The organism is Winogradskyella poriferorum, assembly GCF_036553625.1.
GTDB classification, from domain to species: domain Bacteria; phylum Bacteroidota; class Bacteroidia; order Flavobacteriales; family Flavobacteriaceae; genus Winogradskyella; species Winogradskyella poriferorum.
In genome coordinates, this window is the sequence record NZ_JAZHOU010000001.1 from 1,016,004 (window position 1) to 1,041,604 (window position 25,601).

Here is a 25,601-nt window from a genome sequence, read left to right on the forward strand (position 1 = left end):
AATACCAAATCAACAATGTTTTCCTCAGACAATAAAAAATCTAAATACGCATTAAGTATGGAAACAAGTACACAACAAAACATAATAGCACAAGGCACCAAGATAGTTGGTGACATTGCTAGTGAAGGGCCATTTAGAATTGATGGTACTGTTGAAGGTAATGTAAAAACTTCGGGTAAGGTGGTTATTGGTAAATCAGGTTTTATTAAAGGGACATTACAAGGAGAGAATGCTGATTTTGAAGGCAAGTTCTCTGGAAAATTAATCTTATCTGGCACATTATCTTTAAAGTCTACTGCGCATATTGAAGGGGAGGTGCACACAAGTAAATTGGCAGTAGAACCAGGAGCAACCTTTAATGCCACTTGTAGTATGAAAGGCACTGTAAAAGCATTACCTAATGAACCGGCAAAACTTAAACAACCAGAACAAATCACCCAAAGACAACAAGGGTAAATACAATAAATTTATAAGATTTACAGGTGTTGCGTTGCAAATGGGACTTACCATTTATGCAGGTAATCTACTAGGTATGTGGTTAGATTCTAAATACAATTCAGACAAATTTGAACCGAGCATTACATTGTTGGCTGTTTTTGCATCAATGTATATGGTAATTGCTCAGGTTATAAAAGTTTCTAAAGAGTAATGCTTAAAAATCTAATCACTTACATTCTGATTTTTACTATTGCTGGAGTATCAACCTATTTACTTCACAGTAATTTTATTGAAGAAAAAAACATTTTCCTCCCTTTTTCATTAAAAAAAGTATATCTGTTTTTCGTGCTTTTTTCCTTAGTTATCTGTTTTTTATTCAAAGTAGGAAGCGTTATTAACAAAATTAAAGAACAGCTAGGCTTTATTTATCTAGGCACTATAATTTTTAAAATCACAGTTTTTGCGGTCATTTTCTATAAGTCTGTTTTTGCTGTAGACCTTACTAATGCTCAACGAATTGCACTAATTATTCCTATGGCAATCTTCTTATTTATAGAGGTGTTTTTGGTAGCAAAAATCCTAAACAAAACTTCTTTCTAATTTATCTCAATAAAATTGGTTTAATTGTTAATAAATTATGTACTTTTGCGCCGAATTTATCTAGAGTAATATTTTTCAAAAGAAAAAAATGAAGATAGCAAACAAACCTATCAAATCTTACTTACTGATTGTATTAGCGTTAACAACATTTTTTGGTTATGCTAGTGATCCTGTAAAATCGCAAGACGGAGGAATTGTAGATACTGAGCAAGAGGTTAAAGATTACATCCTTCATCACTTAAAAGATTCTCACGACTTTCATTTGTTTTCATACACTAGCGATGGTGAAAGAAAGCATGTTGGTTTTCCGCTTCCTGTAATTGTTTGGGGAGAAAATGGATTAACAACATTTATGTCTTCTGCGTTTCACCATGATGATGCTGGTCATGTTATTGTAGAGAAAAATGACTCTAGATTTGTTAAAATTCACAGCAAAATTTACGAATTAGAAGAAGGTGCAACTACAGTTAATTTTGACGACCACCATCACCCAATAAACGCTCACAAGGTATTAGATTTTTCTATTACAAAGAGTGTGTTTGGTATTTTGATTATTGGTCTATTAATGTTATTGTGGTTCTCTAGATTAGCAAAGCAATATAAAAATAAAAGTATCCCAACAGGTTTTGGTAGAGTATTAGAGCCACTTGTGGTTTATGTGCGTGACGAAATCGCAAGACCAAACATTGGAGATAAACATTACAGAAGATTTACAGGTTACTTATTAACAGTGTTCTTCTTCATCTGGATAATGAATTTAGTAGGTTTAATGCCATTTGGTTTTAACGTAACTGGTCAGTTAGCAGTTACTGCAGCTTTAGCGGTATTAACCTTAATAATATACACATTTAGTGCTAAAAAAGATTACTGGCAACACGTATTATGGATGCCAGGAGTGCCAATTTTTGTAAAACCAGTATTGGCAGTAATAGAATTAGCTGGACATTTCTTAATTAAACCATTCTCGTTACTTGTGCGTTTGTTTGCGAACATTTCAGCAGGTCACATTGTAGTAATGAGTTTAATTGCGATTATGTTCACATTAAAGAATGAATTAGGTACAGTAGGAGCGACAGGTTTGTCGCTTGTATTGTCATTCTTTATCACGTTAATAGAAGTTCTGGTTGCGTTCTTACAGGCTTATATCTTTACAATGCTTTCAGCATTATTTATAGGTATGGCTGTTGAAGAGCACGATCATCACTAATAGATTTGTTTAATTAATTTAAATTATTTGGCTATGACAGTTCCAAATTTAGTAGGTGCAGGTTTAATTGTAATCGGTGCTGGTATCGGATTAGGTAAAATTGGTGGAAGTGCAATGGAAGGTATTGCGCGTCAACCTGAAGCAACTGGTAAGATCCAGACTGCGATGATTATTATCGCTGCATTATTAGAAGGTTTAGCATTCGGTGCTTTATTCTTAGGAAAATAAGAATCGAAAATGTAAACTAATAAACACGAATTCCTGCAACGGTTGGTTGCAGGAGCGTGTTTTACAAAAATTAAAAAAATCAAAGTAAATATATAATGGAGCAATTATTAAACGATTTTTCACCAGGATTATTTATAGTACAAACAATACTGTTTTTGCTATTAATCTTTTTAATGGTGAAGTTTGCGTGGAAGCCAATTCTTAACTCTTTAAATGATAGAGAAGAAGGTATTAAAAGTGCATTAGATGCAGCTGAGAATGCTAAAAAAGAGATGGAAAACCTAAACGCAGATAACGAGCGTTTATTAAAAGAAGCGCGTATTGAAAGAGAAGCACTTTTAAAGGAAGCAAGAGAGATGAAAGATAAAATCATTTCTGATGCTACTAACGAAGCGCAAGAAAAAGCTGGCAAAATGATAGAGCAAGCTCAGGCTGCTATTGAGACTGAAAAGAAAGCTGCTATGGCAGAATTAAAAAGTCATGTAGCTGGTTTATCTATAGAGATTGCAGAAAAAGTTGTACGCGAAGAGTTATCTAACAAAGACAAGCAATTAAAACTTGTTGAAGATATGTTAGGTGAAACCACTTTAAACTAATTATAGATGGCAGAATCTAGAGCAGCAATACGTTATGCAAAAGCAGTACTAAGTTTAGCTACCGACAATAAGGTGGCTGAAGCTGTTAATACTGATATGAAGCAAATTGCAAATGCTATTGCAGAAAGCAGTGAGTTAAATGCAGTTTTGGTAAATCCTATTGTTAGATCTGCAGACAAAAAAGCAGTATTAACTTCAGTGTTTAAAAATACTAATGCTGCTACAACAAACTTAATAGATACTTTAATTGCAAATAATCGTGTGGCATTATTAGGTGATGTTGCCAATAAATACACACAATTATACGATCAGTTAAGGGATACACAAATAGCTAAGGTAACTTCAGCAACACCATTAACTAAGGAATTAGAAGAAAAAGTGTTGGCTAAAGTAAAAGAGCTTACAGGAAAAACTACCGAAATAGAAAACACAGTTGATGAATCTATTTTAGGAGGTTTTATCCTAAGAGTTGGTGATTTGCAATATGATGCAAGTATCGCTAACAAACTAAATAATTTAAAAAGAGAATTTACATTAAACTAAATTTATGTGGTCACCAAGCGTATTCGAAGTGAGCATTAAATAATAAATAAAATGGCAGAAGTAAAACCAGCTGAAATATCAGCAATCTTAAAACAACAACTTTCAGGTTTTGAAGCAGGTGCTTCATTAAACGAAGTAGGAACAGTATTAACTGTTGGTGATGGTATTGTACGTGCTTATGGACTTTCTAATGCACAATACGGAGAATTAGTAGAATTCGAAGGTGGCTTAGAAGGTATCGTACTTAACCTTGAAGAAGATAACGTTGGTATCGTATTATTAGGCCCTTCAAAAGAGATTAAAGAAGGTGCAACAGTAAAACGTACTAATCGTATTGCATCTATTAAAGTAGGTGAAGAAATGGTTGGTAGAGTTGTTGATACACTAGGTAACCCAATAGACGGTAAAGGACCAATAGGTGGTGATTTATACGAAATGCCATTAGAGCGTAAAGCACCTGGTGTAATTTTCCGTCAGCCAGTAGATGAGCCAATGCAAACAGGTATCAAATCTATTGATGCTATGATTCCTGTAGGTAGAGGTCAGCGTGAGTTGGTAATTGGTGACCGTCAGACAGGTAAGACTACGGTTTGTATCGATACCATCTTAAATCAAAAAGAATTTTATGATGCAGGTGAGCCTGTATTCTGTGTATATGTTGCTGTAGGTCAAAAAGCGTCGACAGTAGCAAACATTGCAAAAACATTAGAAGATAAAGGTGCTTTAGCTTATACAGTTATTGTAGCGGCAAATGCTTCAGATCCTGCACCAATGCAAGTATATGCTCCTTTCGCAGGTGCTGCAATTGGTGAGTATTTTAGAGATACTGGTCGTCCTGCTTTAATTGTTTATGATGATTTATCTAAGCAAGCCGTTGCGTATCGTGAGGTATCTTTATTATTACGTCGTCCACCAGGACGTGAGGCGTATCCAGGTGACGTTTTCTACTTACACTCTAGATTATTAGAGCGTGCTGCAAAAGTGATTGCTGATGACGAAATCGCTAAAAATATGAATGACTTACCAGAGTCATTAAAGCCAATCGTAAAAGGTGGTGGTTCTTTAACTGCATTACCAATTATCGAAACACAAGCAGGTGACGTTTCTGCTTATATTCCAACAAATGTAATTTCTATTACAGATGGTCAGATATTCTTAGAGTCAGATTTATTTAACTCTGGTGTGCGTCCTGCAATTAACGTAGGTATTTCTGTATCTCGTGTTGGTGGTTCTGCTCAGATTAAATCAATGAAGAAGGTAGCAGGTACATTAAAATTAGACCAAGCACAATTCCGTGAATTAGAAGCGTTTGCTAAGTTTGGTTCTGATCTTGATGCTGCGACATTAAACGTAATTGAAAAAGGTAAGCGTAACGTAGAGATTTTAAAGCAAGCTCAAAACGATCCATTTACTGTAGAAGATCAGGTAGCAATCATTTATGCTGGTTCTAAGAACTTATTAAGAGATGTTCCTGTAGAGAAGGTGAAAGAATTTGAAAGAGATTATATAGAGTACTTAAATGCTAAGCATAGAGATACTTTAGATACATTAAAGGCTGGTAAATTAACAGATGAGGTTATTGATACTTTAACAAAAGTAGCAAAAGATCTTTCTGCGAAGTTTAAAGCTTAATCATATTAATTGTCATCCTGAGCTTGTTTCAGGATCTAATTTAGGTTTATAAAGATTCTGAACTAAATTCAGAATGACAAAAAAGAGAAAATGGCAAACTTAAAAGAAATACGTAATAGAATATCTTCGGTATCTTCAACGATGCAGATTACTAGTGCTATGAAAATGGTATCTGCTGCTAAATTGAAGAAAGCTCAAGATGCTATTACTGCAATGCGTCCTTATTCTAATAAGTTAACAGAATTACTTCAAAGCTTAAGCGCTACATTAGATGCTGATAGCGGAAGTAAGTTTGCTGAGCAAAGAGAAGTAAAAAAGGTGCTTATTGTTGCTATATCTTCGAACAGAGGTTTAGCTGGTGCGTTTAACTCTAATATCATAAAACAAGTTAATGTGCTGTTGTCAGATACATATGCTGGTAAAGACGTTTCTATCCTTACAATAGGTAAAAAAGTTAATGATGCTTTTGTTAAACAAGGTAATGTTATTGCTAACAAAAGTGAAGTTTTTGACGATTTAACTTTCGATAATGTGGCAGCTATAGCTCAAATGATAATGGATAAGTTTGTAGACGGAGAGTATGATAAAGTAGAGTTGGTATATAACCACTTTAAAAATGCCGCAACTCAAGTTGTAATGACAGAACAATTTTTACCAATAGTTCCTGTTGAAAGTGATGCTAACGTTAACTTAGACTACATCTTTGAGCCAAGTAAGCAAGAAATAGTTGAAACCTTAATACCTAAGTCTCTTAAAACTCAATTGTATAAGGGAATTAGAGATTCTTTTGCCTCAGAACACGGAGCTCGTATGACTGCGATGCACAAGGCAACGGATAATGCAACAGAGCTTAGAGATCAGTTAAAATTAACATATAACAAAGCGAGACAAGCAGCAATCACTAACGAAATACTCGAGATTGTTGGTGGTGCAGAGGCCTTGAACAACTAATAGTTTCTGTGATTGTAAGAATTCACAGTGATATAAAATAAAACCCAACTCAAAGAGTTGGGTTTTTTGCTTTATTTATCTCTAAAAAGGGTAACAATAAAAGCAACAACAATAAAAACGTATCCTAAGTATAAATACCAGACGTGTTTTGCATCGTCTTTTATAATATCTACTCTTCGTTGTGTAATAGGATCTACAGCATCATTTTTATCGTAAATCTTCTCGCAGTTAGAACAAGACAACTCTGTTGATTTCCCATAAACAAAAGGCAATATTTTCAAAATAAACATTTTAGAAAATACTTTAGCCAATAAAGTGTTTTGCTCTCCGCACTGAGAGCAAGAGGAGTTATTTACTTTTTCTTCTGTAATTAATCGTTTTGCTGGACCTATCATGTATTAAAAAATTATTTCCGTTAAAATAGAATATTTATACGACTTTAAAACATTTTATTTTTTGAAATAATATCTTACATAAAATTGCTTTTAGTCGATTATATATAAAAATAAACGATAAAATAAATTATTTTCATATATATTGTCTTTCCAAATCTTAACCTACTTATAATGAAGAATCTAAAAAAGGCAGTATATGCCATTATTTTTACTTGTACATTGTCTTCTTTATTTCAGTGTGCTAGTCCTAAGGTAGCTACAACCAATTTTGAACAACAAACACCTTTTACGGTGAAGTCTGTAGTGTTTCAAGAATGGTATGCAGGAATCAAAGTTGGTGGTACAGGAATTAATGTTTTTGTTCCGGTTTCTCATGTTAATGATAATATAGCCTTTAACGAGGTTTATTTTAGAAACTTAAAAGGAAAGCTTGTTAAAAGGGGAAATAAGTACACAGCTGTACTTAAACACCCATCACGAAACTATACATTTCAAAAAGCAGAAAAACCTATTGATTACCCTTTTGACCTTAAAGATGATGAATGTGTAATAAGCTATTCAGAAAATGGTCAAATCAAGTATCATAAAATAGTTTCTCTAAACGAAGTTGCAGGTACGTACTACGAAAACGGACCACCATCTATTTACTCAAGAAGTAACTCTAATAGCATGGCAACTTTAGATGAAGCCTTAGATGACAATTAAAATTATAACAATTTTTTCTCCAGAGCCTTACTAAAAAGTAAGGCTTTTTTGTTTATCTAACTGTAGACCCATTTATATTTAATATTTTTGAAGTGATTTCATTATTAAGCAATTGAGCGTACTCAAATCCTTTTTTAAAGACACCATAATTTACGGTTTAGCAACGGTGTTGCCTAGACTCATGAATTTTGTCCTTGTACCGCTACACACAGACACATTAGATACTGCCAGCTATTCAGACAACACCTATTTTTATGTGTATGCTGCATTTTTTAATGTATTGCTTACATATGGTATGGAGACAGCATTTTTTAGGTTTTTCAGCAAGCAGAAGGATCAAGATAAAGTGTATTCTACTACTTTAATAAGTCTGTTGCTTTCTACATTGTTTGTGTTTGCCGTTGTGATGATTTTTAATCAACCCTTGGCAGAATTTGTAAATCTTCGCTTAGACTATTTTAATTATCTAATTGGTGTATTGGTTTTAGATACCTTAGTAGTAGCGCCATTTGCCTATTTAAGAGCAACAGGAAAGCCTATTAAATTCACATTTATTAAGCTAAGTAACATATTTACGTATGTGGTTCTTAATTTCTTTTTTCTTTGGGCAATTCCAAAGTTTAATATTGAGTTTTCAGGATACGACAAAACAGATTTAGTTAAGTATATTTTTATTGCAAATCTTGCTGCAAGTGCAGTTACAATACTGTTTTTGTTGCCGTATTTTTTAAAAACGAAATGGGTTTTTGACAAAGCGATATTCAAACAAATGCTGAATTATGGCTTGCCAATTATGATTGCAGGTCTTGCCTATGTCATTAACGAGAATTTTGATAAATGGTTAATTCCAGATGTACTAGGAAAAGACATTAATGGAGCCTATTCTGGCTGTTATAAGCTAGCTGTGTTTATGACTATTTTTATTCAAGCTTTTAGGCTAGGAGCAGAGCCTTTTTTCTTTAATCATGCAAAAGAGAAAAATGCCAAAAACACCTATGCTCTAATCATGAAATACTTCGTTATTTGTGGTGCATTAATGCTATTGTTCATAGTTGGGTTTATAGATGTTTTTAAAGCTTTAATTGTGCGAGACGAAGCATATTGGGTTGCTTTAGAAATTGTACCAATTGTGTTATTGGCTAATTTATTTTTGGGTATCTATTTTAATCTAGCAATTTGGTACAAGCTCACAGACAAAACACGGTTTGGAATGTATTTTTCAATTGTAGGAGCTGTTATTACGATTGCGCTTAATGTAATTTTGTTACCAAAATATGGCTTTATAGCAGCAGCATGGACTACATTAGTAGCATATTCCATAATGATGATAACGTCTTATGTATACGGTCAAAAACATTATAAAATCCCTTATCAAGTTTCAAGAATTTTAGGTTATATAGGATTTGCAATAGCACTATCTTACGTGTCTTTTAAATATCTAAGAGGCAACTATTTTTTCAACGTTGCTTTAATGCTTATTTTTATTGCAGGTATTGCTTTATTCGAAAGAAAAGAACTCAAACAATTATTAAGAAGATAAAACAAATGTCACCTTGAGCGTAGTCGAAAGGTTATTTTATAGAAATATGAAAATTAAAATCATAAATAAATCTATTCACGATTTACCACATTACGAAACCATAGCTTCAGCAGGTATGGACTTAAGAGCCAACCTAACAGAAGACAGAATCCTTAAACCATTGGAAAGAACAATAGTAGGCACAGGCCTATTTATTGAATTACCAATCGGTTATGAAGCACAAGTAAGGCCAAGAAGCGGCTTGGCAGCAAAAAAAGGAATCACAGTGCTTAATGCACCAGGAACAGTAGACGCTGATTATAGAGGTGAAATAGGAGTGATTTTAGTAAATCTTTCTAATGAGGAATTCACTATACAAAACGGAGAACGAATAGCACAATTGGTAATCGCAAAGCACGAACGCGCAGAATGGATAAAAGTTGAAGAACTTTCTGAAACTGATAGAGGAGAAGGTGGCTTTGGAAGTACTGGCACCAAATAAATTCCTGCGAACGCAGGAATCTCATAATAAATAAGCATTGGACATTGAAGGTGCCTATATCATAATAAACAAATCTAGATGGATTTTATTAAATGAGGAAAGGAAGTATAATTTAAAGAAGAGATACCTGCGTTCGCAGGTACTTGAGTATGAAACTGTGGTATGTGTATATAATGAGCAATAGAGCTAATGGAGTTTTGTACATTGGAGTTACTGATAATATTGAAGAAAGAGTAAAAGAGCATAAATTAAAAGTTTATCCAAAATCTTTTACAGCCAAGTATAATTGTACTATGCTTGTTTATTTTGAAGAGTTTGAAAGCGGAATAGATGCCGAAAAGAGAGAAAGACAATTCAAGAAATGGAAAAGAAATTGGAAAATTGAATTGATAGAAGAAATGAATCCTAATTGGATAGATATGAGTACCAATTGGAATCTAAATTTCAATCAACTAAGAGAATAAGAGATTCCTACTTTCGTAGGAATTAAGTTTAACACATAAAAAGATACCTGCTTTCGCAGGCAGTAAAAATGAAAATAATAGTACCAATGGCAGGTCGAGGCTCACGTCTTAGACCACATAGTTTAACAGTTCCAAAACCATTAATTCCGGTAGCAGGTCAACCCATCGTACATCGTTTGGTAAAAGACATTGCAAAAGTATTAAAGCAACCTATTGAAGAGGTAGCTTTTGTTCTTGGAGACCCAGCATTTTTTGGTGATGATGTGGTTGAGAGTTTAACGGAATTGGCAGAGGATTTAGGCGCTAAGGCATCGATCTACAGACAAGACCAACCGTTAGGAACTGGCCACGCTATTATGAGTGCTAAACCATCACTTTCTGGTCCTGCAGTCATCGCTTATGCAGATACTTTGATAAGAGCAGAGTTCGATTTAGATCCAAGTGCAGACAGTGTGATCTGGACTAAACAAGTTGATAATCCTGAGGCTTATGGTGTGGTAAAACTCAATGACAATCAAGAAATCGTTGAACTTGTAGAAAAACCAGAAACTTTTGTAAGCGACCAAGCTGTAATCGGAATCTACTACTTTAAAGATGTTGCGGTTTTAAAGGCGAAGCTTCAAGAAGTTTTAGACGAAAATGTAATGAATGGCGGCGAATACCAAATCAACGATGGTATAAAACGTATGATGGCGGATGGTAAAGTCTTCAAAACAGGTACAGTTGATGAGTGGATGGATTGCGGAAATAAAAACGTAACGCTAGAAACCAATACCAAGATGCTAGGATTTTTAAAAGCAGACGGAGAAGAGCAATTAGTTGACGATTCTGTCGTTTTAGAGAATTCAGAAGTAATTGAACCGTGTTTCATCGCCAAAGGAACGGTTTTAAAGAACGCTACGGTTGGCCCTAACGTTTCTATAGGCAAAGATTGCGTTATTGAAAATTCAACCGTTAAAAATAGCTTAATACAGAATCAGACGACTATTAAAAACGCTAATTTAGACGAAGCTATGATTGGTAACCACGTAAAGTATAATGGCGAGTTTACTAAAATCAGTATTGGAGATTATACTGTGATGGAATAGTATTCCTGCGAAAGCAGGAATCTCATTATCAAACGTTTGGAACAACTTTTGAAATCAAGCAGTTGTCAGGCTGAGCTTGTCGAAGCCAAATCGTAGAATCTAAATATGAAATTAAAACAACACATAGCAAAACTTCTACTGGTACTATTTTTAGTACCAAGCTTTGCAATGGCCCAAGTCGATTTCAACAAACGACCGGATGATGATTTAGGTAATGTTGAAGACGAATTTCAAGAGCATTTTTTTGAAGCCTTAAAACAAAAAGGCATCGAAAATTATGATAGGGCTGTTGAGGCACTTCATAAATGTTTAAATCTAGACTCTAAAAAACCTGTCATTTATTTTGAGCTTGGTAAAAACTACAACAAACTCAAAAACTTTGGTGCTGCTGAGGACAACCTTAAAAAAGCCATTAGTATGCAACCAGACAACGAGTGGTTTTTAGATGAGTTGTACGACGTGTATTTTCAGCAAGATGACATAGATAATGCGATTAAGACCATAAAACAGTTGGTGAAATATCACCCAGATTATAAAGAAGATTTAGCAAGTCTATACATTAGAGAGAAGCGTTACAGACAAGCGTTGAACCTTTTAGATGAGTTAGATGAGGAATTGGGTGTTAGCGAAGCCAGAGATGCCATGCGTAATGAAATTTACAATATTACAGGTAATGCAGACGACCGAATTGAAAATTTAGAAGAACGTGTGGCTAGTAATCCAAACAACGAAGAAAATCATCTTAAACTCATCTACAGATACAGCCAATCTGGTGATAGAAAGAAGGCCTACAAGGCCGCACAGAATCTCTTAAAGATTAAGCCAGACTCAAAGTTTGTGCATTTGGCATTGTACAAATTCTATTTACAAGACGGTAAAGTAGAAGATGCCATCAACTCTGTAAAAATAGCTCTAACAAGTCCAGAAATTAATGCAGATGCTAAGGCTAAAGTATTAAAAGATTTTGTTGGGTTTGTTGGTAAAAATCCAGAGTACGAAGCAGATTTAGTTGAGATCACAGCGTTGATAGATGATAATAAAGATGCGCAAACTCATAACGACTTAGGACAGTACTATTTAAAATCAGGCGATAAGGTAAAAGCATTAGAAAACTTTAAAGAAGCGCTTAAGCAAGACCCAAATGATTTTAAACTCATAAAAGATGTGTTGTTGTTACAAATAGATCTTCAAGATTATAACGCAGTGATTAAGGGTAGTAAAGAAGCATTGGAGTTGTATCCTGCACAACCTATTTTATATCTAGTAAATGCAGTAGCAAACAATAAACAAGGCAATTTTAAAGACGCGATTGATAACTTAGAAATGGGATTAGATTTCTTAATAGAAAACCCAAAAATGGAATCTGATTTTTATACAGAATTAAGCATAGCTCACAAAGGCCTTAATAATATAAGTAAGTCTGAAGCGTTTGCTAAAAAAGCAAGAGACTTAAAAGCACAACAATAAAATTCTCACGAAAGTGGGAATCTCATTAGAGAATGAAAAAACTAAACAATAAAAAACATCATACATTCAAAATCGTACTTGCTTTAGCAATGCTTTTTTTTGTTACAAACTGTAAGTCTACCAAAAGCATTGTGGCTTCAGGTGAAGCAAGTGATAAGCTTTCGGCTAAGCAAGTAATAAAACAACATCAAAAAAGCGATGCAGATTTTAAGACGCTTCAAGGGAAGGTTAAAATTGATATTACACAAAACCAAAAAGAACAAGGCTCAACGTTTAACCTTAGAATAGAAAAAGATAAAGTGATTTGGTTAAGTGCTAAGCTTGGCTTAGCTCGTATGATGATTACTCCAGAAAAAGTGCGCTTTTACAACAAACTCGATAATGAGTACTTTGATGGAGATTATAAATTGTTGAGTGATTTTGTGGGTGTAGATTTAGATTTCAACAAAGTACAGAATATATTGTTAGGTCAAGCTATTTTTGATTTAAAGGAGGAACCACACAAGGTTTCTGTAAACGAGAACTCTTATGTGCTACAACCTAAAGACCAAAATGCATTGTTAGAGTTGTTTTATTTAATCAATCCATCACATTTTAAAATGGATAGTTTGCAATTGTTTCAGCAATTAAAAAAGCGTGTTCTTCAGGTAGATTATAAATCGTATCAAGAAGTGAATAAAGAAGTGCTCCCAAAAGATATAAGAATAATTGCGGTAGAAGATTATGACGAGGTTAAAATTACCATGGAATTTAAATCTCTGAAACTAAATGAAGACGTTAGATTTCCTTTTAACATACCTACAGGATATAAAGAAATAGTTATTAAGTAGAATAAATGAATAAACGTTTTTACATAGTATTCTTTTTAGGATGTTTATTGTCCTCAATGTCTTTAATTGCACAAAGCGATAAACAGAAAAAGCTTGAAGCACAACGTCAGCAAATACTTAAAGAAATAAAGCAATTTCAAGCTTTTGTTTTAGGCAAAAAGAAAGAGGAAAAATCTGAAATTACACTTATAGAAGACCTTAATTACAAGGTGCAACGCAGACAAAACCTAATTAGGATAACTAATGAGCAGGCTAACTTGCTTACCAGAGAAATTAGTGTAAACCAACAAGAAATAACAAGTTTAAGAGCTCAATTAAAAGAACTAAAAGACGATTATGCGGCTATGATTGTAAAGTCTTATAAAAGTAAATCGGAGCAAAGTAAGGTGATGTTTTTACTGTCTTCTAGTAATTTTAAGCAAGCCTACAAGCGATTACAATACATTAGGCAATATGCTAATTACCAAAAAGAACAAGGGGAAAACATAAAAAAGAAGACAAAAGAACTCCAAGAGTTAAACCTTCAGTTGTCTAGACAAAAGGCAGATAAGGATAAGTTAATTAAAGAAAACAGAATTGCTAAACGAGAGCTTGAAAACGAACTTAAAGAGCGGGAAGAGTTAATGGCTTCTATTAAAGCTGACCTGAGTAAGTATACGGCTCAGATTAAGAAAAAGAGACAAGAGGCTGACCGTTTAGATGAAGAAATTAATAGACTGATTCGTGAAGCGATTGCTGCATCTAATGAAAAAGCAGGAAAAAAAACATCTACCGGAAAGTTTGTTTTAACACCCGAAGCCAAGAAGTTAGCATCTAATTTTGAAGCCAACAAAGGTAGGTTAGGTTGGCCTGTTGAAAGAGGTATAATTAAAGGTAAATTTGGCAAAACTAGGTCTCTGACCGATAATACCGTTGAGGTAAATAATTCTGGTGTTAAAATAGCTACCACAACTGATGCTGATGTAAAGGCAGTGTTTAATGGTGAGGTTTCAAAAATTATAATAGTAAAGAATGCTAATCCAGGTATTATGGTGCGTCATGGTAATTATGTTACCATCTATTACAACCTTTCTAAAGTTTTTGTAAAACCAGGAGATAAAATTTCAACAGGGCAGGTAATAGGCAAGGTGTTTACCAGTAAAGTAACAGGAGAGAGTCTACTGGATTTTAGGCTGTTTAAAAACAACCAAAAGCTTAATCCTGAATATTGGTTAGCTAAGAATTAAAGTTCTACAACTACATAGCCATTTCTTGTTTTTCTATAATGTCTTCCATTAAAGAAGTAATAGCGCTTTCCTTTTACTCTAACTACTTTATATTGTCTAGGTAGTTTCTTAACTACTGTTACAGTTGTTGGTTGAGCAACAACAATACGTCTTGCACAAGAACTTAAACTGAGTGTAAAAACAAATACTAAGGTGTAAACTATTAATCTCATCATTAATACATTTGGTTAATGTTAAGACTAAGAGTTTTTGAAAAGGTTTAATAGGATTAAAACTAAGGCTGAAATGAATTCAGCATAGCAATTATACATTTTAAATCAGTTTTGTCATTCTGAACTTGATTCAGAATCTACTACTCAAAAAGCGCCTTTAATTCAGTAGCATCCGCAGGCTTCATTTTACCAGCTAAAACAAGACTTAATTGTTTACGTCTTAGAGCAGCATCAAAACGTTGTTTTTCAAGATCAGTTTCTGGTACTAATTCTGGGATCTTTACTGGTCTTCCTGTTTCATCTACAGCAACAAAGGTATAGATGGCTTCATTGGCTTTTATGCTCTCGCCAGATTCTCTGTCTTCTATCCAAACATCCATATAGACTTCCATAGAAGATGTAAAAGCACGAGACACTTTAGCTTCTATAGTAACAACACTACCTAATGGAACAGATCTATTAAATGCTACGTGATTTACCGAAGCAGTTACAACAATACGTCTCGAGTGGCGTCTTGCTGCAATACTAGCTGCTCTATCCATACGAGCCAATAGTTCACCACCGAAAAGGTTGTTTAATGGGTTGGTTTCACTTGGAAGAACAAGGTCTGTTACAACAGTTTTAGACTGAAATGCGGTTCTTGATTGCATAAATTTTTAAAATTTGTGCAAAGATATGTTGATTTAAGTAAATAGAAGGATAAGAAAAGGTTAATCTAATTTCTTAATTAATAACCAAGCATCTTTATTGTGTTCACTACGAATTTTGTTGAGTGCTCTTTGAGCATCAAGTCTAGTTTCAAAACTTTCATAGACTACTTCATGCAATCCATAGCGATTTTTACCAATTTTTCTGGCTTTATAGCCCATACTTCTAAGTTGCTCTACCTTTTTATTAGAGTTCGCTTCAACCCTAAAAGCACCAGCTACAATATGATAATTACCTGTTTGTTTTTCTAGAGATAAGGTAGCCGCAGGTAATGGATTACTAATAACAAAGGTTGCCTCTTGTACTTTGGCATCGAGTTGAGCATTAGCTTCTTCTTGTGCTAATTGATTATGATTTTCAACGCTGTTGTTATAATAATTAGCAGCACCAAATCCACTAAGACCTAAAACTATTACAGCAGCTGCAGCATATTTTAACCAATTATTGTTAGAACGTTTTTCTGGTGTAAATGCTATTGGAGCTGTTTCTTCAATCGTTTCTACTTCTTCTTTGTAAACCTCACGCTTAATATCTGCCGATGTAAAGTGCGATAAACCAAAAGAATCTGTTAGGTAGTTGATATGACTAGAAGGATTAAAAACAATTTTTCCTTCAGTATTTAGAACAAGTTCACCAATGTTTTCAAATTGAATAGTTTCCCCTTCAATAAGGTAAGATTTTATGGCTTTTACTTGCTTAGAAATCTTATCGTTAGCAGTAGCGTACGGTACTTTTTCTACTTCAGCAATATAATTTGCTAATAACCCATCATTGTGTTGTAATTGCTCGTTAAAAGACAATACTTTTTTTGGTGGATAAAAAGTATGAGTAGTATCATGTACTCTTGCCGATACACGGTTTGTTAAAAAAGCACCCAGTTGAGGTACAGTTATACAATCGTATCGGTATAAAAGGTCGCTAATGTAAGTTTCTAATTGCATACAGAAACAAAGTTAAAAATTTTTGTTTTCGATAAAAGTTTGCTCTAGTTTATTTATTAACATCATAAAAATTTAGTTTCTTGTAGTTTTGAAAATCAATAGTTTAAATGACAGAACAAGATTTAATTTATGCTTTAGCGCTTCAACATGTACCAAAAATAGGTGCAACAACAGCTAAAAAATTAATTAATCATTGTGGTTCTGCTGAAGCTGTACTAAAAGAGAAAAAGTCGAGTCTTCTTAAAATTGATGGTATAGGTACAGTTACAATTGAAGGACTTTTCGATGCCATTCACATTGAAGAAGCCACCAATGAGTTGCGCTTTATTAGAGACAATAACATAGAGCCACATTATTTTATCGAAGACACTTATCCTGAAAGATTAAAACATTGTATTGATGGACCAATAGTGTTATTTCAGTCAGGAAATATAAACTTGAATAACAGACCAATAATAAGTATTGTTGGTGCTCGTAAAATTACAACTAATGGTATTGCTTTTTGCGAAAAATTGGTAGAGGAAATATCGCATTATAATCCTGTGATTGTTTCTGGTTTTGCTTATGGAGCAGATATTACAGCACATAAGGCAGCCATAAAACACAATTTGCAAACTATTGGTTGCCTGGCGCATGGCTTAAATCAAATATATCCTAAAGTTCATAAAAAGTATGTTGTTGAAGTAGAAAATCATGGTGGTTTTTATACCGATTTTTGGAGTACAGACGTATTTGATAGAAAAAATTTTCTGAAACGAAACCGCATTATAGCTGGACTTAGTGAAGCTACTATAGTCATTGAATCTGCAGAAAAAGGAGGAAGTCTCGTTACAGCTGATATAGCTAACTCTTACGATAGAGAGGTTTTTGCTGTACCTGGAAGGATAACAGATAGCCAGAGTGTTGGCTGTAATAATCTAATTAAATTTCAGAAAGCACATCTGTTATCTAACCCTCTGGATATTCCTTATATTTTAAATTGGCAATTAGAGGATGAGAAGAAACCTGCTGTGCAAAAGCAACTTTTTGTTGAGTTAAATGAAGACGAAAAAGTTATATATAATTATTTGAAAGACAAAGGCAAAGAGATATTGGATGTTATTGCCTTAGAGTGTAATATTCCTACTTATAAATTAGCAGGAATATTACTCAATATGGAATTAAAGGGAGTCATACGTCCTTTGCCAGGAAAACTATTTGAGGTTATTTAATACCCAACCTTTTCTCTTACGCGTTGCAGTACATCATCAGCTACTAATTTGGCTTTAGCAGCACCTTTAGCTAGGATTGCATCTAATTCTTCAAGATTATTCATGTAATAATTGTATCGCTCTCTTGGCTCAGCAAAACGCTCTAAAATAAGCTCGTATAGTGCTTGCTTAGCATGGCCATAACCATAATTACCACCTTCGTAATTAGCTTTCATTTCTGCTATTTGTTCATCTGAAGCCAGTAAACTGTAGATTGCAAAACAATTACAGGTTTTCCAGTCTTTAGGTTCTTCTAGAGGCGTGCTATCGGTTTGTATAGACATTACTTTTTTGCGAAGCTGTTTTTCTGGTAAAAAGATATTGATAAAGTTATCTCTACTTTTACTCATTTTTTCACCATCTGTACCAGGAATAAGCATTGTGTTTTCTTGTAATTTTTCTTCTGGTAAAACAAAAGCTTCACCCATTTTTGTATGAAAACGAGAAGCAACATCTCTAGTGAATTCTATGTGCTGAACTTGGTCTTTTCCAACAGGAATAATCTCAGCATCATACAACAAAATATCCGCAGCCATAAGCATTGGATACATAAACAGACCAGAGTTAACGTCGTCTAGTCGATCTGCTTTATCCTTAAAACCATGAGCGAGTTTCATACGTTGATAAGGGAAAAAACAATTGAGATACCAAGCTAATTCAGTTACTTGCGGAATGTCGCTTTGTCTGTAAAATACAGATTTTTCTACATCTAAGCCTAATGCCAACCATGTGGCTGCTACAGAATAAGTATTGTGTCTTAATTCTTCAGCGTTTTTTATCTGAGTTAGTGTATGCAGATTTGCAATAAATAAATAAGATTCATTATCACTCTTTTCAGATAGCTCTATTGCTGGTAAAATTGCACCTAAAATATTCCCTAAATGAGGTGTTCCTGTACTTTGTATGCCTGTTAATATTCTTGCCATAATATTACCTGCGAAGGCAGGTATCTTTTTAATTCTACTCTATTTGCTAAAAGACTTTAATAGATTCAGTCTGGTAACATTTAATAAGCAGCAATCTCTTTATTATTAAACTTAATTTTTAATTAGAAAGCAAAGATAAATTTTTAGCAACACTATGAGAAGCGATTTGAATTAAATACTTAGTTTTGGTGCCATGGCAATAGTAAAGTATCCGTTTTGGGTTTTGTATCGCATTTGGTTCTATATATTGGTAGCATTACCAATTATTGTAATGTTTCCTATTCTTTTAATTTCAATATCTAGAGAAAAGTGGTATCCATTCTTTTTTAAGTTAGCTCGTATTTGGGCAAAGTTTATTCTTATTGGAATGGGCTTTAATTATAAGATTATAAAGGAAGAGGTTCCTAACCCGAAGAAGAGCTATATGTTTATTGCCAATCATACATCTATGACAGACATTATGTTAATGTTGGTGGCTGTAAAAAATCCTTTTGTATTTGTAGGAAAAAAAGAATTGGCAAAAATTCCATTGTTTGGGTTCTTTTATAAGCGTACATGTATTTTGGTAGATAGAAGTAGTGCTAAGAGCAGGCAAGCTGTTTTTTTAAGAGCGCAAAGAAGGTTAAAACAAGGGTTAAGTATCTGTATATTTCCCGAAGGAGGTGTGCCAGAAGAGCATATAGTGTTAGATGAGTTTAAGGATGGAGCATTCCGATTAGCTATAAATCATCAAATTCCTATTGTTCCACTAACATTTTATGATAACAAAAAGCGATTTTCATATACTTTTTTTAGTGGTGGTCCTGGTGCAATGAGAACAAAAATTCATCAATTTCTTAAAACAGAAAATTTAAATGTTGCAGATACTAAGGCTTTAAATCAAAAAGCAAGAGCAATTATCTTAACTGAGCTTAGTAAGAATTTACCAGAGCGTAGATAAAAAAGAAAAGCCACTCTAACCAAGAGCAGCTTTTGTCATCATTGCATTCATCATTGCTTTTATGTTTGTTTGCAATAACCTAAACTAACTAACTTAAACCTAAAACTTGTAACTTAATCCAGTATACAAACCAATAAAGAAAGGTCTATAATTACCAGACGTGTTACTAAATGTGTTTATTTGATACTTGAACTGTGGTTCAAGATTAAAATTCCATTGTTTTGATAAACTATAATCAAGCCCTAAACCAAAATTGGCACTAAAACTTGTTGAATTCATATTATTGGCTTCTCCAATTAATGTAGAAGCTCCATCGATATCTGCATAGACTTCATTCTGATTTAAGAAAAATGTACTAAAACCACCAATGACATTAATCCCAAATTTTTTGTCTAGAAGACGATATTCTAATTCAAGAGGTACTTCAATAAACCCAAAACGTTGATCTATATTTCCGGAAGATCTTGAGTTGAAAACTTCAGGAGTTGTACTTCTGTCAAACATATTTGTGCTCATTAATGAGATGTTTTCAAAACCGTCTCTTGGGTTAATATTACCCATTATGGATACTTCTGCATTTCTCGAGGCAAATTCACTACCACTTAGTGCAAAAACATTAGAGGTACTTTGACTAAGATTAACTCTATTAATACCAGCTCTAACTTTTAATTTACTGGTAACAGCATAAGAACCTGTAATACCATAGCTCATATTAATATTACCACTCTTAGAGTTGTTGTTAAACTGTTGATCTATTGATGAGCCTTGACCAAGAGAACTGTAATAAACAGGCGCAACATTTGGTGCAATGCTCCACCTGTTTTGTTCATCTTCTTTTTCTTTTTCATCAATAATTTCTTCGCTATTGCTGTTGTCGGCAATTGCATCTAGAATAGATTCTTTGTCGTTGTCTTCTTTTAACGAAGTATTTTTTTCTAACTCTTCTTTATTCTTTTCAGTATTAGAAGCATTTTCAGTACCATTAGATGATGCATTATCTGTTACTGCTGAGTTTTTATTATCAACTGTATTTTTTATAACAGATTTTATTTCAGAATCATTAATGATTTCATCTTCTAGTTTGTTTTCAGTATTCTCATTGTTTGAAGCGACTGCACTGTTGTTTTCTTCGTTATTTAATTCTGTTAAACTCTTATGCGAATTAGAAGTTGATTTATTTTCATTTGAATCAGCAACGGCATTCGACTTATTTGTTTTAGAAGAAGTTAATTCTTTTCTACTGTCTTGTTCTGTTGAAGATTTTTCATTTCCGTTAGGATTAGATAATTCCTTCTCGTTAGAATCTGCAACATTTATGTCTTGTTTATTATTGTTTAAACTGTTGTTGTCTCCGTTAGAGCTTTTTAATTCAGTATCTTTTTTAGAGTTGCCTTCTGTTTTTTCGGTATCCACAATTGTAGGTACAACCTCATTATCGTCAGATGAATTAAATAAAGAGGTACCAACAGTTAAGAGTAAAGCTATGACTGCAGCGACACCACCAACTTGCCACCATAGCGCAATAACTCTGCGTTTTTTCTTTTTCTTAGGAAGACTCTCGCTTATGCGATCCCAAACAGCATCGTTAGGAGCTACTTCAAAGTTTTTAAACTTCTCCTGAAAAAGTCTGTCTATATTTTTTTCTTCGTTCATTTTATAACGACTGCGAATTTAAACTCGCTTTGTAATCTTCTATTTTTTCTTTTAAAATCATTCTAGCTCTTGCTAGGTTAGATTTTGAGGTTCCTGTAGAAATGTTAATTAATTCACTTATTTCTACATGTGAGTATCCGTCTAGAACATATAGGTTAAATACTAATCGATATCTATCTGGTAACTCTTGTATAATTTGAAGCAAAAAATCTATATTAATATCTTCATCATTAATGTCTACCGTAACATCTTCAATATTACCTTCGTTAACAATATCAAACACCCCAACGTTTTCTCTGTAGCGTTGCAATGATGTATTAATTGCTATACGTTTTAACCAACCTTCAAAAGAACCTTTGTTTTTATACTGATCTATTTTACTAAATACAGTTATAAATGCGTCGTGCAGATTATCTTCTGCTTCAGCATAGTTTTTAGAGTACTTAAGACAGAGCGAAAATAATTTACTTGCATATTGCTTGTATAATTGGCTCTGAGCTTTAGCATCTTGGTTTATACATTTTTTTATGAGTTGTTCTAAACTCACATTATTGTTGGAATTAATTAATAATTAGTCTTCTTCTACCACTATAGAGTCTCTGCCGTCAACAACAGGTACTTCTACTAAATGATATTGATCTACACCGTCTTGAGTGCCTTGGAAAAATTTAAACAAGTATACTTCATTTCCAGAAATCGTTAGATCAAAACTAACTGTAGTTGATTCTCCTTCAGGAATACAGTTGGTGTTTTCGTAAACTGTATTCAGAATGGCTACGGTTCTCTCATGTCCTTCAATATCAAAAATGATATTATTAAAAACATAGCAAGAGCTAGGTTTTATGTAAGACATGTTAATCTCATAAGTTTGACCTTGAATAAAATACTCTGGTAATTCAACATTTGTGATAGGCATAAACTCTGTGTGAATCACAGGGTCATCATTCTCTACGCTACACGACGTTGATAATCCAACAAACATAAGGAGCAAAAAGGCATACTTTTTCATCACTCTATAAAATTAATTCCACCCATTAGATGCAGAAATTGCAAAAGGGTTGCGTCCAAAAAATAAAAAAATCCTGTTTTTAGCAGGATTTTTTTATAATTTATTGATTTTCATTGATTAACGACCGAACTTTTTCTTCTAATTCGTCCATTAAATCAGGATTGTCTTTAATTAATGACTTAACAGCATCTCGTCCTTGACCTAGTTTAGTGTCACCATAACTAAACCATGAACCGCTCTTTTTTACAATATCTTTTTCAACAGCTAAATCTAAAACTTCACCAACTTTAGAAACACCTTCTCCATACATAATATCAAATTCTGCAGTTCTAAAAGGAGGTGCAACTTTGTTTTTTACAACCTTAACTCTGGTTTTGTTACCCATTACATCTCCGTTACTATCTTTAATCTGAGTAGAACGTCTTATGTCTAAACGAACAGATGCATAGAATTTAAGAGCGTTACCACCTGTAGTAGTTTCTGGGTTTCCAAACATTACACCAATTTTTTCACGTAATTGGTTAATAAATATCATGGTACAATTAGTCTTACTAATTGATGCTGTAAGCTTTCTTAAGGCTTGAGACATTAAACGTGCATGTAAACCCATTTTAGAGTCTCCCATTTCGCCTTCAATTTCACTTTTTGGTGTTAAAGCGGCAACAGAATCTACAACTACAATGTCTATAGCACCAGAACGTACAAGATTATCTGCAATTTCTAATGCTTGCTCACCATTATCTGGTTGAGAAATGATTAGGTTCTCTAAATCTACACCAAGCTTTTCTGCATAAAAACGATCAAAAGCATGCTCTGCATCAATAAAAGCTGCAATACCACCAGCTTTTTGAGCTTCTGCAATGGCATGCAAGGTCAACGTTGTTTTACCTGAAGATTCAGGACCATATATTTCTATTACTCTTCCTCTTGGATAACCACCAACACCTAAAGCAATGTCTAAGCCTAAAGAACCAGATGATATAGCATCTACATCTTCAATCGCTTGGTCACTCATTTTCATTACGGTTCCTTTTCCGTAGGCTTTATCTAACTTGTCTAGCGTTAATTTTAGCGCTTTTAGTTTGGCATCTTTTTCACTACTCATTTCTTCTTGTTTCTTATTTAAATTGATATCAAAAATACCACTTATTTTAATTTTTTCAATTTTATGACGCAACCATTTTACACTTTTCACATCTACTTTATGGAAATGGAAAAAATTGCTATGAATATCTTATTGAAAAGTTAGAGTTTGGCCGAAAATTTCTCTAACTATTTTTCAATTAGTTTACAATTGAATCTTAAGGTATTTAGTTACTGGGCTGTTAATAGGGTTAGCAGCCTGGTACTAAAGTAGAAATATTTTTTCATAATAATATTTTAGTTGGAAGGCACTTTGATAAATTCAAAGTGCTTTTTTTATGCTACTTAGCTAAAAATAATACCTTTGCACAAAATTCTTTAACCTTAAAAATTAGTATAGCATGCAACTGTACAATAACTTAAGTGCTAAAGAAAGAGCAGAACTTATCGAAAAAGCGGGAAAAGAGCGCTTAACGATCTCTTTCTATAAGTACGCCAAAATTGGCAACACACAGATATTTAGAAATCACATGTTTTTGGCATGGGACGCTTTGGACGTCTTGGGTAGAATCTATGTAGCCCACGAAGGTATTAATGCCCAACTATCTGTTCCAGCAGAAAATTTTGAGGCTTTCAAAAACCACTTAGACACAATCACTTTTTTAGAAAATGTAAGATTAAACATTGCCATAGAGCATGATAATTTTGCCTTTTTGAAATTAAAAGTAAAAGTGCGTCACAAAATTGTAGCTGATGGTCTTAATGACGATACGTTTGATGTAACCAACAAAGGTGTTCATGTAGATGCAGAGCAATTTAATGCGCTTATTGAAGATCCAGATACGGTTTTAGTAGATATGCGAAATCATTATGAGAGCGAGATAGGACATTTTAAAAATGCCATTACACCAGATGTAGACACCTTTAGAGAATCTTTAGATTTAATTGAAGAAGATCTTAGAGAGCACAAGGAAGATAAAAAGTTAGTGATGTATTGTACTGGTGGGATTCGTTGCGAAAAAGCCAGTGCTTATTACAAACACAAGGGATTTAAAAATGTGTTTCAGCTAGAAGGAGGTATTATAAATTATACCCGTCAGGTAGAGTCTGAGGGTTTAGAAAACAAGTTTATAGGTAAAAACTTTGTGTTCGATCAAAGACGCTCAGAACGTATTAGTGATGATGTTATTGCTAACTGCCACCAATGTGGAAAACCGGCAGACACACATACTAATTGTGTAAATGAGGCTTGCCATTTATTATTTATTCAATGTGATGAGTGTAAAGAAAAAATGGATAACTGCTGTTCTACACATTGCCAGGAAATCATAAAACTGCCTTACGAGGAACAAAAAGCATTACGCAAAGGACAGGGTAACAGCAACGATATATTTAAAAAGGGTAGAGCCGATCACTTACCATACAAAAAGGATTTGCGAAACATTTTTGAAGCACAAAGCAATACCTCTAAATAAATGAATATTTATAAGCTATTACAGCTCAACAGAAAAATAAAAAGCCATAGAATTAAGTTTTTAGGGCTTTATCTGCTACATAAATTCAACAAGCGCTATTTAGCGGTGAATTTAGATCCTGTACTAGCTTGTAACTTACGCTGCAAAATGTGTTATTTCACAGACGCAGACTATGTAAAAACACTTAAAGGACAGTTTAAGGAAGACGATTTAGAGAAGGTTGCAAAAACGATTTTTAATCGTGCTTTAAAATTGCAAATTGGCTGTGGTACCGAGCCAACATTGTATAAAAATTTAGTAAGAATTGTAGAATTAGGTAAACAATATAAAGTACCGTATATTTCTATAACTACAAACGCAAACTTATTAACTAAAGAAAACATTGAACCGCTTTTAAAAGCGGGACTTAATGAGTTTACAATTTCGCTTCATGGAGTGACCAAAGAGAGTTATGAAAGTTTTATGAAAAAGGCGAGTTACGAAAAATTTCAGAATGCTTTAAATGCCTTTGTTGAACTTAAAAAGACTTACGATTTTAAAGTAAGAATAAACTACACCTTTAATAAAGACAACTTTTACGAACTCAAGGATTTCTTTAAGCATTTTAATGGTGAAAGTTTCGATATTCTTCAATTAAGACCAATTCAAAAGATTGGTAACACAGAGTATAACGATTTTGATGTTTCTTCTTTAGAGGATGATTATTTAGACCTCATAAAAAATGTTAGGCAGCAGTGCTCTAGCCATCGCATTACGTTAATGGCGCCAGATAGTTTATCTATATTAAAAGGAGAAAATGACTCTAGTTTTGTTTTCGATTATACCTTTTGTTACATATCTCCTAATAAATTTTGGAAAGAAGGCTTTAATTGGCGTGAAGAGTCCTTTAATGAGTTCTCCAAGAAGATAGGATGGAGTAAATTATTGTTATCTAATGTTTTCAAAACTAAATCCAAGCTTAGATCACTATCCAATAAACTCAACTACGAGATAGAATTTAATTAAGAGTAAAG

30 protein-coding genes are annotated in these 25,601 nt (G+C 33.5%); 21 read left to right on the forward strand and 9 right to left on the reverse strand.

What is annotated here, in order from left to right; all coding sequences use genetic code 11:
- The first annotated feature begins 15 nt into the window (after positions 1 to 15).
- The 9 genes from V1468_RS04550 (at position 16) to atpG (ending at position 6,195) form a co-directional block, all read left to right on the forward strand.
- Entirely contained in the window at positions 16 to 456 is a 441-nt protein-coding gene (locus tag V1468_RS04550; protein WP_331809055.1) for a bactofilin family protein, read from the forward strand.
- Positions 401 to 649 carry an AtpZ/AtpI family protein gene (locus V1468_RS04555; RefSeq protein WP_331809056.1) on the forward strand — a complete coding sequence of 83 codons (249 nt, stop codon included), beginning with the start codon at positions 401 to 403 and terminating at the stop codon, positions 647 to 649. The genes V1468_RS04550 and V1468_RS04555 overlap by 56 nt, the downstream gene beginning before the upstream one ends.
- Positions 649 to 1,038: a DUF6168 family protein gene (locus V1468_RS04560; protein ID WP_331809057.1), complete on the forward strand. Its 390-nt coding sequence runs from the start codon at positions 649 to 651 to the stop codon at positions 1,036 to 1,038. Before V1468_RS04555 ends, V1468_RS04560 begins: the two co-directional genes overlap by 1 nt.
- 88 nt (positions 1,039 to 1,126) lie before the next feature.
- The gene (atpB, locus tag V1468_RS04565; RefSeq protein ID WP_331809058.1) at positions 1,127 to 2,245 is read left to right on the forward strand and encodes a F0F1 ATP synthase subunit A; all 1,119 of its coding nucleotides are present in this window, start codon (positions 1,127 to 1,129) and stop codon (positions 2,243 to 2,245) included.
- 33 nt (positions 2,246 to 2,278) lie between these two features.
- Entirely contained in the window at positions 2,279 to 2,473 is a 195-nt protein-coding gene (gene atpE, locus V1468_RS04570) for an ATP synthase F0 subunit C (RefSeq protein ID WP_014032715.1), read from the forward strand.
- Positions 2,474 to 2,568: 95 nt separating this feature from the next.
- The gene (locus tag V1468_RS04575; protein WP_138432484.1) at positions 2,569 to 3,069 is read left to right on the forward strand and encodes a F0F1 ATP synthase subunit B; all 501 of its coding nucleotides are present in this window, start codon (positions 2,569 to 2,571) and stop codon (positions 3,067 to 3,069) included.
- Positions 3,070 to 3,075: 6 nt separating this feature from the next.
- Entirely contained in the window at positions 3,076 to 3,612 is a 537-nt protein-coding gene (gene atpH / locus V1468_RS04580; RefSeq protein ID WP_331809059.1) for an ATP synthase F1 subunit delta, read from the forward strand.
- 51 nt (positions 3,613 to 3,663) lie between these two features.
- On the forward strand, positions 3,664 to 5,244 hold the full coding sequence (gene atpA, locus V1468_RS04585) for a F0F1 ATP synthase subunit alpha (RefSeq protein ID WP_138432482.1): 1,581 nt from the start codon (positions 3,664 to 3,666) through the stop codon (positions 5,242 to 5,244).
- A 90-nt stretch (positions 5,245 to 5,334) separates the two neighbouring features.
- Positions 5,335 to 6,195, forward strand: coding sequence for an ATP synthase F1 subunit gamma (atpG, locus tag V1468_RS04590; RefSeq protein ID WP_331809060.1), 861 nt, complete (start codon positions 5,335 to 5,337; stop codon positions 6,193 to 6,195).
- Between the two features lie 71 nt (positions 6,196 to 6,266).
- Here atpG and V1468_RS04595 read toward each other — a convergent pair whose 3' ends face one another.
- Entirely contained in the window at positions 6,267 to 6,590 is a 324-nt protein-coding gene (locus V1468_RS04595) for a hypothetical protein (protein WP_331809061.1), read from the reverse strand.
- 171 nt (positions 6,591 to 6,761) lie between these two features.
- On the opposite strand from V1468_RS04595, the gene V1468_RS04600 reads away from it, so the two are divergent.
- The 8 genes from V1468_RS04600 to V1468_RS04635 all read left to right on the forward strand — a co-directional run bounded on the left by V1468_RS04600 (position 6,762) and on the right by V1468_RS04635 (position 14,391).
- Entirely contained in the window at positions 6,762 to 7,295 is a 534-nt protein-coding gene (locus V1468_RS04600; RefSeq protein ID WP_331809062.1) for a hypothetical protein, read from the forward strand.
- Between the two features lie 112 nt (positions 7,296 to 7,407).
- Positions 7,408 to 8,835 carry an oligosaccharide flippase family protein gene (locus V1468_RS04605; protein ID WP_331809063.1) on the forward strand — a complete coding sequence of 476 codons (1,428 nt, stop codon included), beginning with the start codon at positions 7,408 to 7,410 and terminating at the stop codon, positions 8,833 to 8,835.
- A gap of 46 nt (positions 8,836 to 8,881) precedes the next feature.
- Positions 8,882 to 9,316 (forward strand): dUTP diphosphatase, encoded by a 435-nt coding sequence (gene dut, locus V1468_RS04610; RefSeq protein WP_331809064.1) that lies wholly within the window; start codon positions 8,882 to 8,884, stop codon positions 9,314 to 9,316.
- A gap of 149 nt (positions 9,317 to 9,465) precedes the next feature.
- Entirely contained in the window at positions 9,466 to 9,780 is a 315-nt protein-coding gene (locus tag V1468_RS04615; RefSeq protein WP_331809065.1) for a GIY-YIG nuclease family protein, read from the forward strand.
- Positions 9,781 to 9,848: 68 nt separating this feature from the next.
- Positions 9,849 to 10,868: a sugar phosphate nucleotidyltransferase gene (locus V1468_RS04620; protein WP_278004621.1), complete on the forward strand. Its 1,020-nt coding sequence runs from the start codon at positions 9,849 to 9,851 to the stop codon at positions 10,866 to 10,868.
- A 105-nt stretch (positions 10,869 to 10,973) separates the two neighbouring features.
- Positions 10,974 to 12,335, forward strand: coding sequence for a tetratricopeptide repeat protein (locus tag V1468_RS04625; RefSeq protein WP_331809066.1), 1,362 nt, complete (start codon positions 10,974 to 10,976; stop codon positions 12,333 to 12,335).
- 32 nt (positions 12,336 to 12,367) lie between these two features.
- A complete protein-coding gene (locus V1468_RS04630; RefSeq protein WP_331809067.1) occupies positions 12,368 to 13,165 on the forward strand; it encodes a DUF4292 domain-containing protein in 798 nt (265 codons plus the stop codon).
- Between the two features lie 5 nt (positions 13,166 to 13,170).
- Positions 13,171 to 14,391: a murein hydrolase activator EnvC family protein gene (locus tag V1468_RS04635; protein ID WP_331809068.1), complete on the forward strand. Its 1,221-nt coding sequence runs from the start codon at positions 13,171 to 13,173 to the stop codon at positions 14,389 to 14,391.
- On the opposite strand, the gene V1468_RS04640 is transcribed toward V1468_RS04635, so the two are convergent.
- The 3 genes from V1468_RS04640 to V1468_RS04650 form a co-directional block, all read right to left on the reverse strand.
- Positions 14,388 to 14,606: a DUF6515 family protein gene (locus V1468_RS04640; RefSeq protein ID WP_331809069.1), complete on the reverse strand. Its 219-nt coding sequence runs from the start codon at positions 14,604 to 14,606 to the stop codon at positions 14,388 to 14,390. The genes V1468_RS04635 and V1468_RS04640 overlap by 4 nt on opposite strands.
- Before the next feature lie 137 nt (positions 14,607 to 14,743).
- A complete protein-coding gene (locus V1468_RS04645; RefSeq protein WP_331809070.1) occupies positions 14,744 to 15,253 on the reverse strand; it encodes an acyl-CoA thioesterase in 510 nt (169 codons plus the stop codon).
- Between the two features lie 60 nt (positions 15,254 to 15,313).
- Positions 15,314 to 16,252 (reverse strand): HU domain-containing protein, encoded by a 939-nt coding sequence (locus tag V1468_RS04650; RefSeq protein WP_331809071.1) that lies wholly within the window; start codon positions 16,250 to 16,252, stop codon positions 15,314 to 15,316.
- A 107-nt stretch (positions 16,253 to 16,359) separates the two neighbouring features.
- Between V1468_RS04650 and dprA the strand changes: the two genes are divergently transcribed.
- Positions 16,360 to 17,463: a DNA-processing protein DprA gene (gene dprA, locus V1468_RS04655; RefSeq protein ID WP_331809072.1), complete on the forward strand. Its 1,104-nt coding sequence runs from the start codon at positions 16,360 to 16,362 to the stop codon at positions 17,461 to 17,463.
- Here the strand turns inward: dprA and trpS are convergent.
- The gene (trpS, locus tag V1468_RS04660) at positions 17,460 to 18,428 is read right to left on the reverse strand and encodes a tryptophan--tRNA ligase (protein ID WP_331809073.1); all 969 of its coding nucleotides are present in this window, start codon (positions 18,426 to 18,428) and stop codon (positions 17,460 to 17,462) included. The genes dprA and trpS overlap by 4 nt on opposite strands.
- Positions 18,429 to 18,621: 193 nt before the next feature.
- Between trpS and V1468_RS04665 the strand changes: the two genes are divergently transcribed.
- Complete coding sequence (locus tag V1468_RS04665) at positions 18,622 to 19,368, forward strand: lysophospholipid acyltransferase family protein (RefSeq protein WP_331809074.1); 747 nt, start codon at positions 18,622 to 18,624, stop codon at positions 19,366 to 19,368.
- A gap of 99 nt (positions 19,369 to 19,467) precedes the next feature.
- Here the strand turns inward: V1468_RS04665 and V1468_RS04670 are convergent, their stop codons facing one another.
- The 4 genes from V1468_RS04670 to recA form a co-directional block, all read right to left on the reverse strand.
- The gene (locus V1468_RS04670) at positions 19,468 to 21,021 is read right to left on the reverse strand and encodes a hypothetical protein (RefSeq protein ID WP_331809075.1); all 1,554 of its coding nucleotides are present in this window, start codon (positions 21,019 to 21,021) and stop codon (positions 19,468 to 19,470) included.
- Between the two features lies 1 nt (position 21,022).
- Positions 21,023 to 21,568 carry an RNA polymerase sigma factor gene (locus V1468_RS04675; protein WP_331809076.1) on the reverse strand — a complete coding sequence of 182 codons (546 nt, stop codon included), beginning with the start codon at positions 21,566 to 21,568 and terminating at the stop codon, positions 21,023 to 21,025.
- 24 nt (positions 21,569 to 21,592) lie between these two features.
- The gene (locus tag V1468_RS04680) at positions 21,593 to 22,030 is read right to left on the reverse strand and encodes a hypothetical protein (protein WP_331809077.1); all 438 of its coding nucleotides are present in this window, start codon (positions 22,028 to 22,030) and stop codon (positions 21,593 to 21,595) included.
- Between the two features lie 100 nt (positions 22,031 to 22,130).
- The gene (gene recA / locus V1468_RS04685) at positions 22,131 to 23,135 is read right to left on the reverse strand and encodes a recombinase RecA (protein ID WP_331809347.1); all 1,005 of its coding nucleotides are present in this window, start codon (positions 23,133 to 23,135) and stop codon (positions 22,131 to 22,133) included.
- A 379-nt stretch (positions 23,136 to 23,514) separates the two neighbouring features.
- Between recA and trhO the strand changes: the two genes are divergently transcribed.
- Both trhO and V1468_RS04695 read left to right on the forward strand, forming a co-directional pair.
- Positions 23,515 to 24,588 carry an oxygen-dependent tRNA uridine(34) hydroxylase TrhO gene (gene trhO, locus V1468_RS04690; protein WP_331809078.1) on the forward strand — a complete coding sequence of 358 codons (1,074 nt, stop codon included), beginning with the start codon at positions 23,515 to 23,517 and terminating at the stop codon, positions 24,586 to 24,588.
- Positions 24,589 to 25,593 carry a radical SAM protein gene (locus tag V1468_RS04695; RefSeq protein ID WP_331809079.1) on the forward strand — a complete coding sequence of 335 codons (1,005 nt, stop codon included), beginning with the start codon at positions 24,589 to 24,591 and terminating at the stop codon, positions 25,591 to 25,593. It abuts the gene before it with no gap.
- Positions 25,594 to 25,601: the final 8 nt, after the last annotated feature.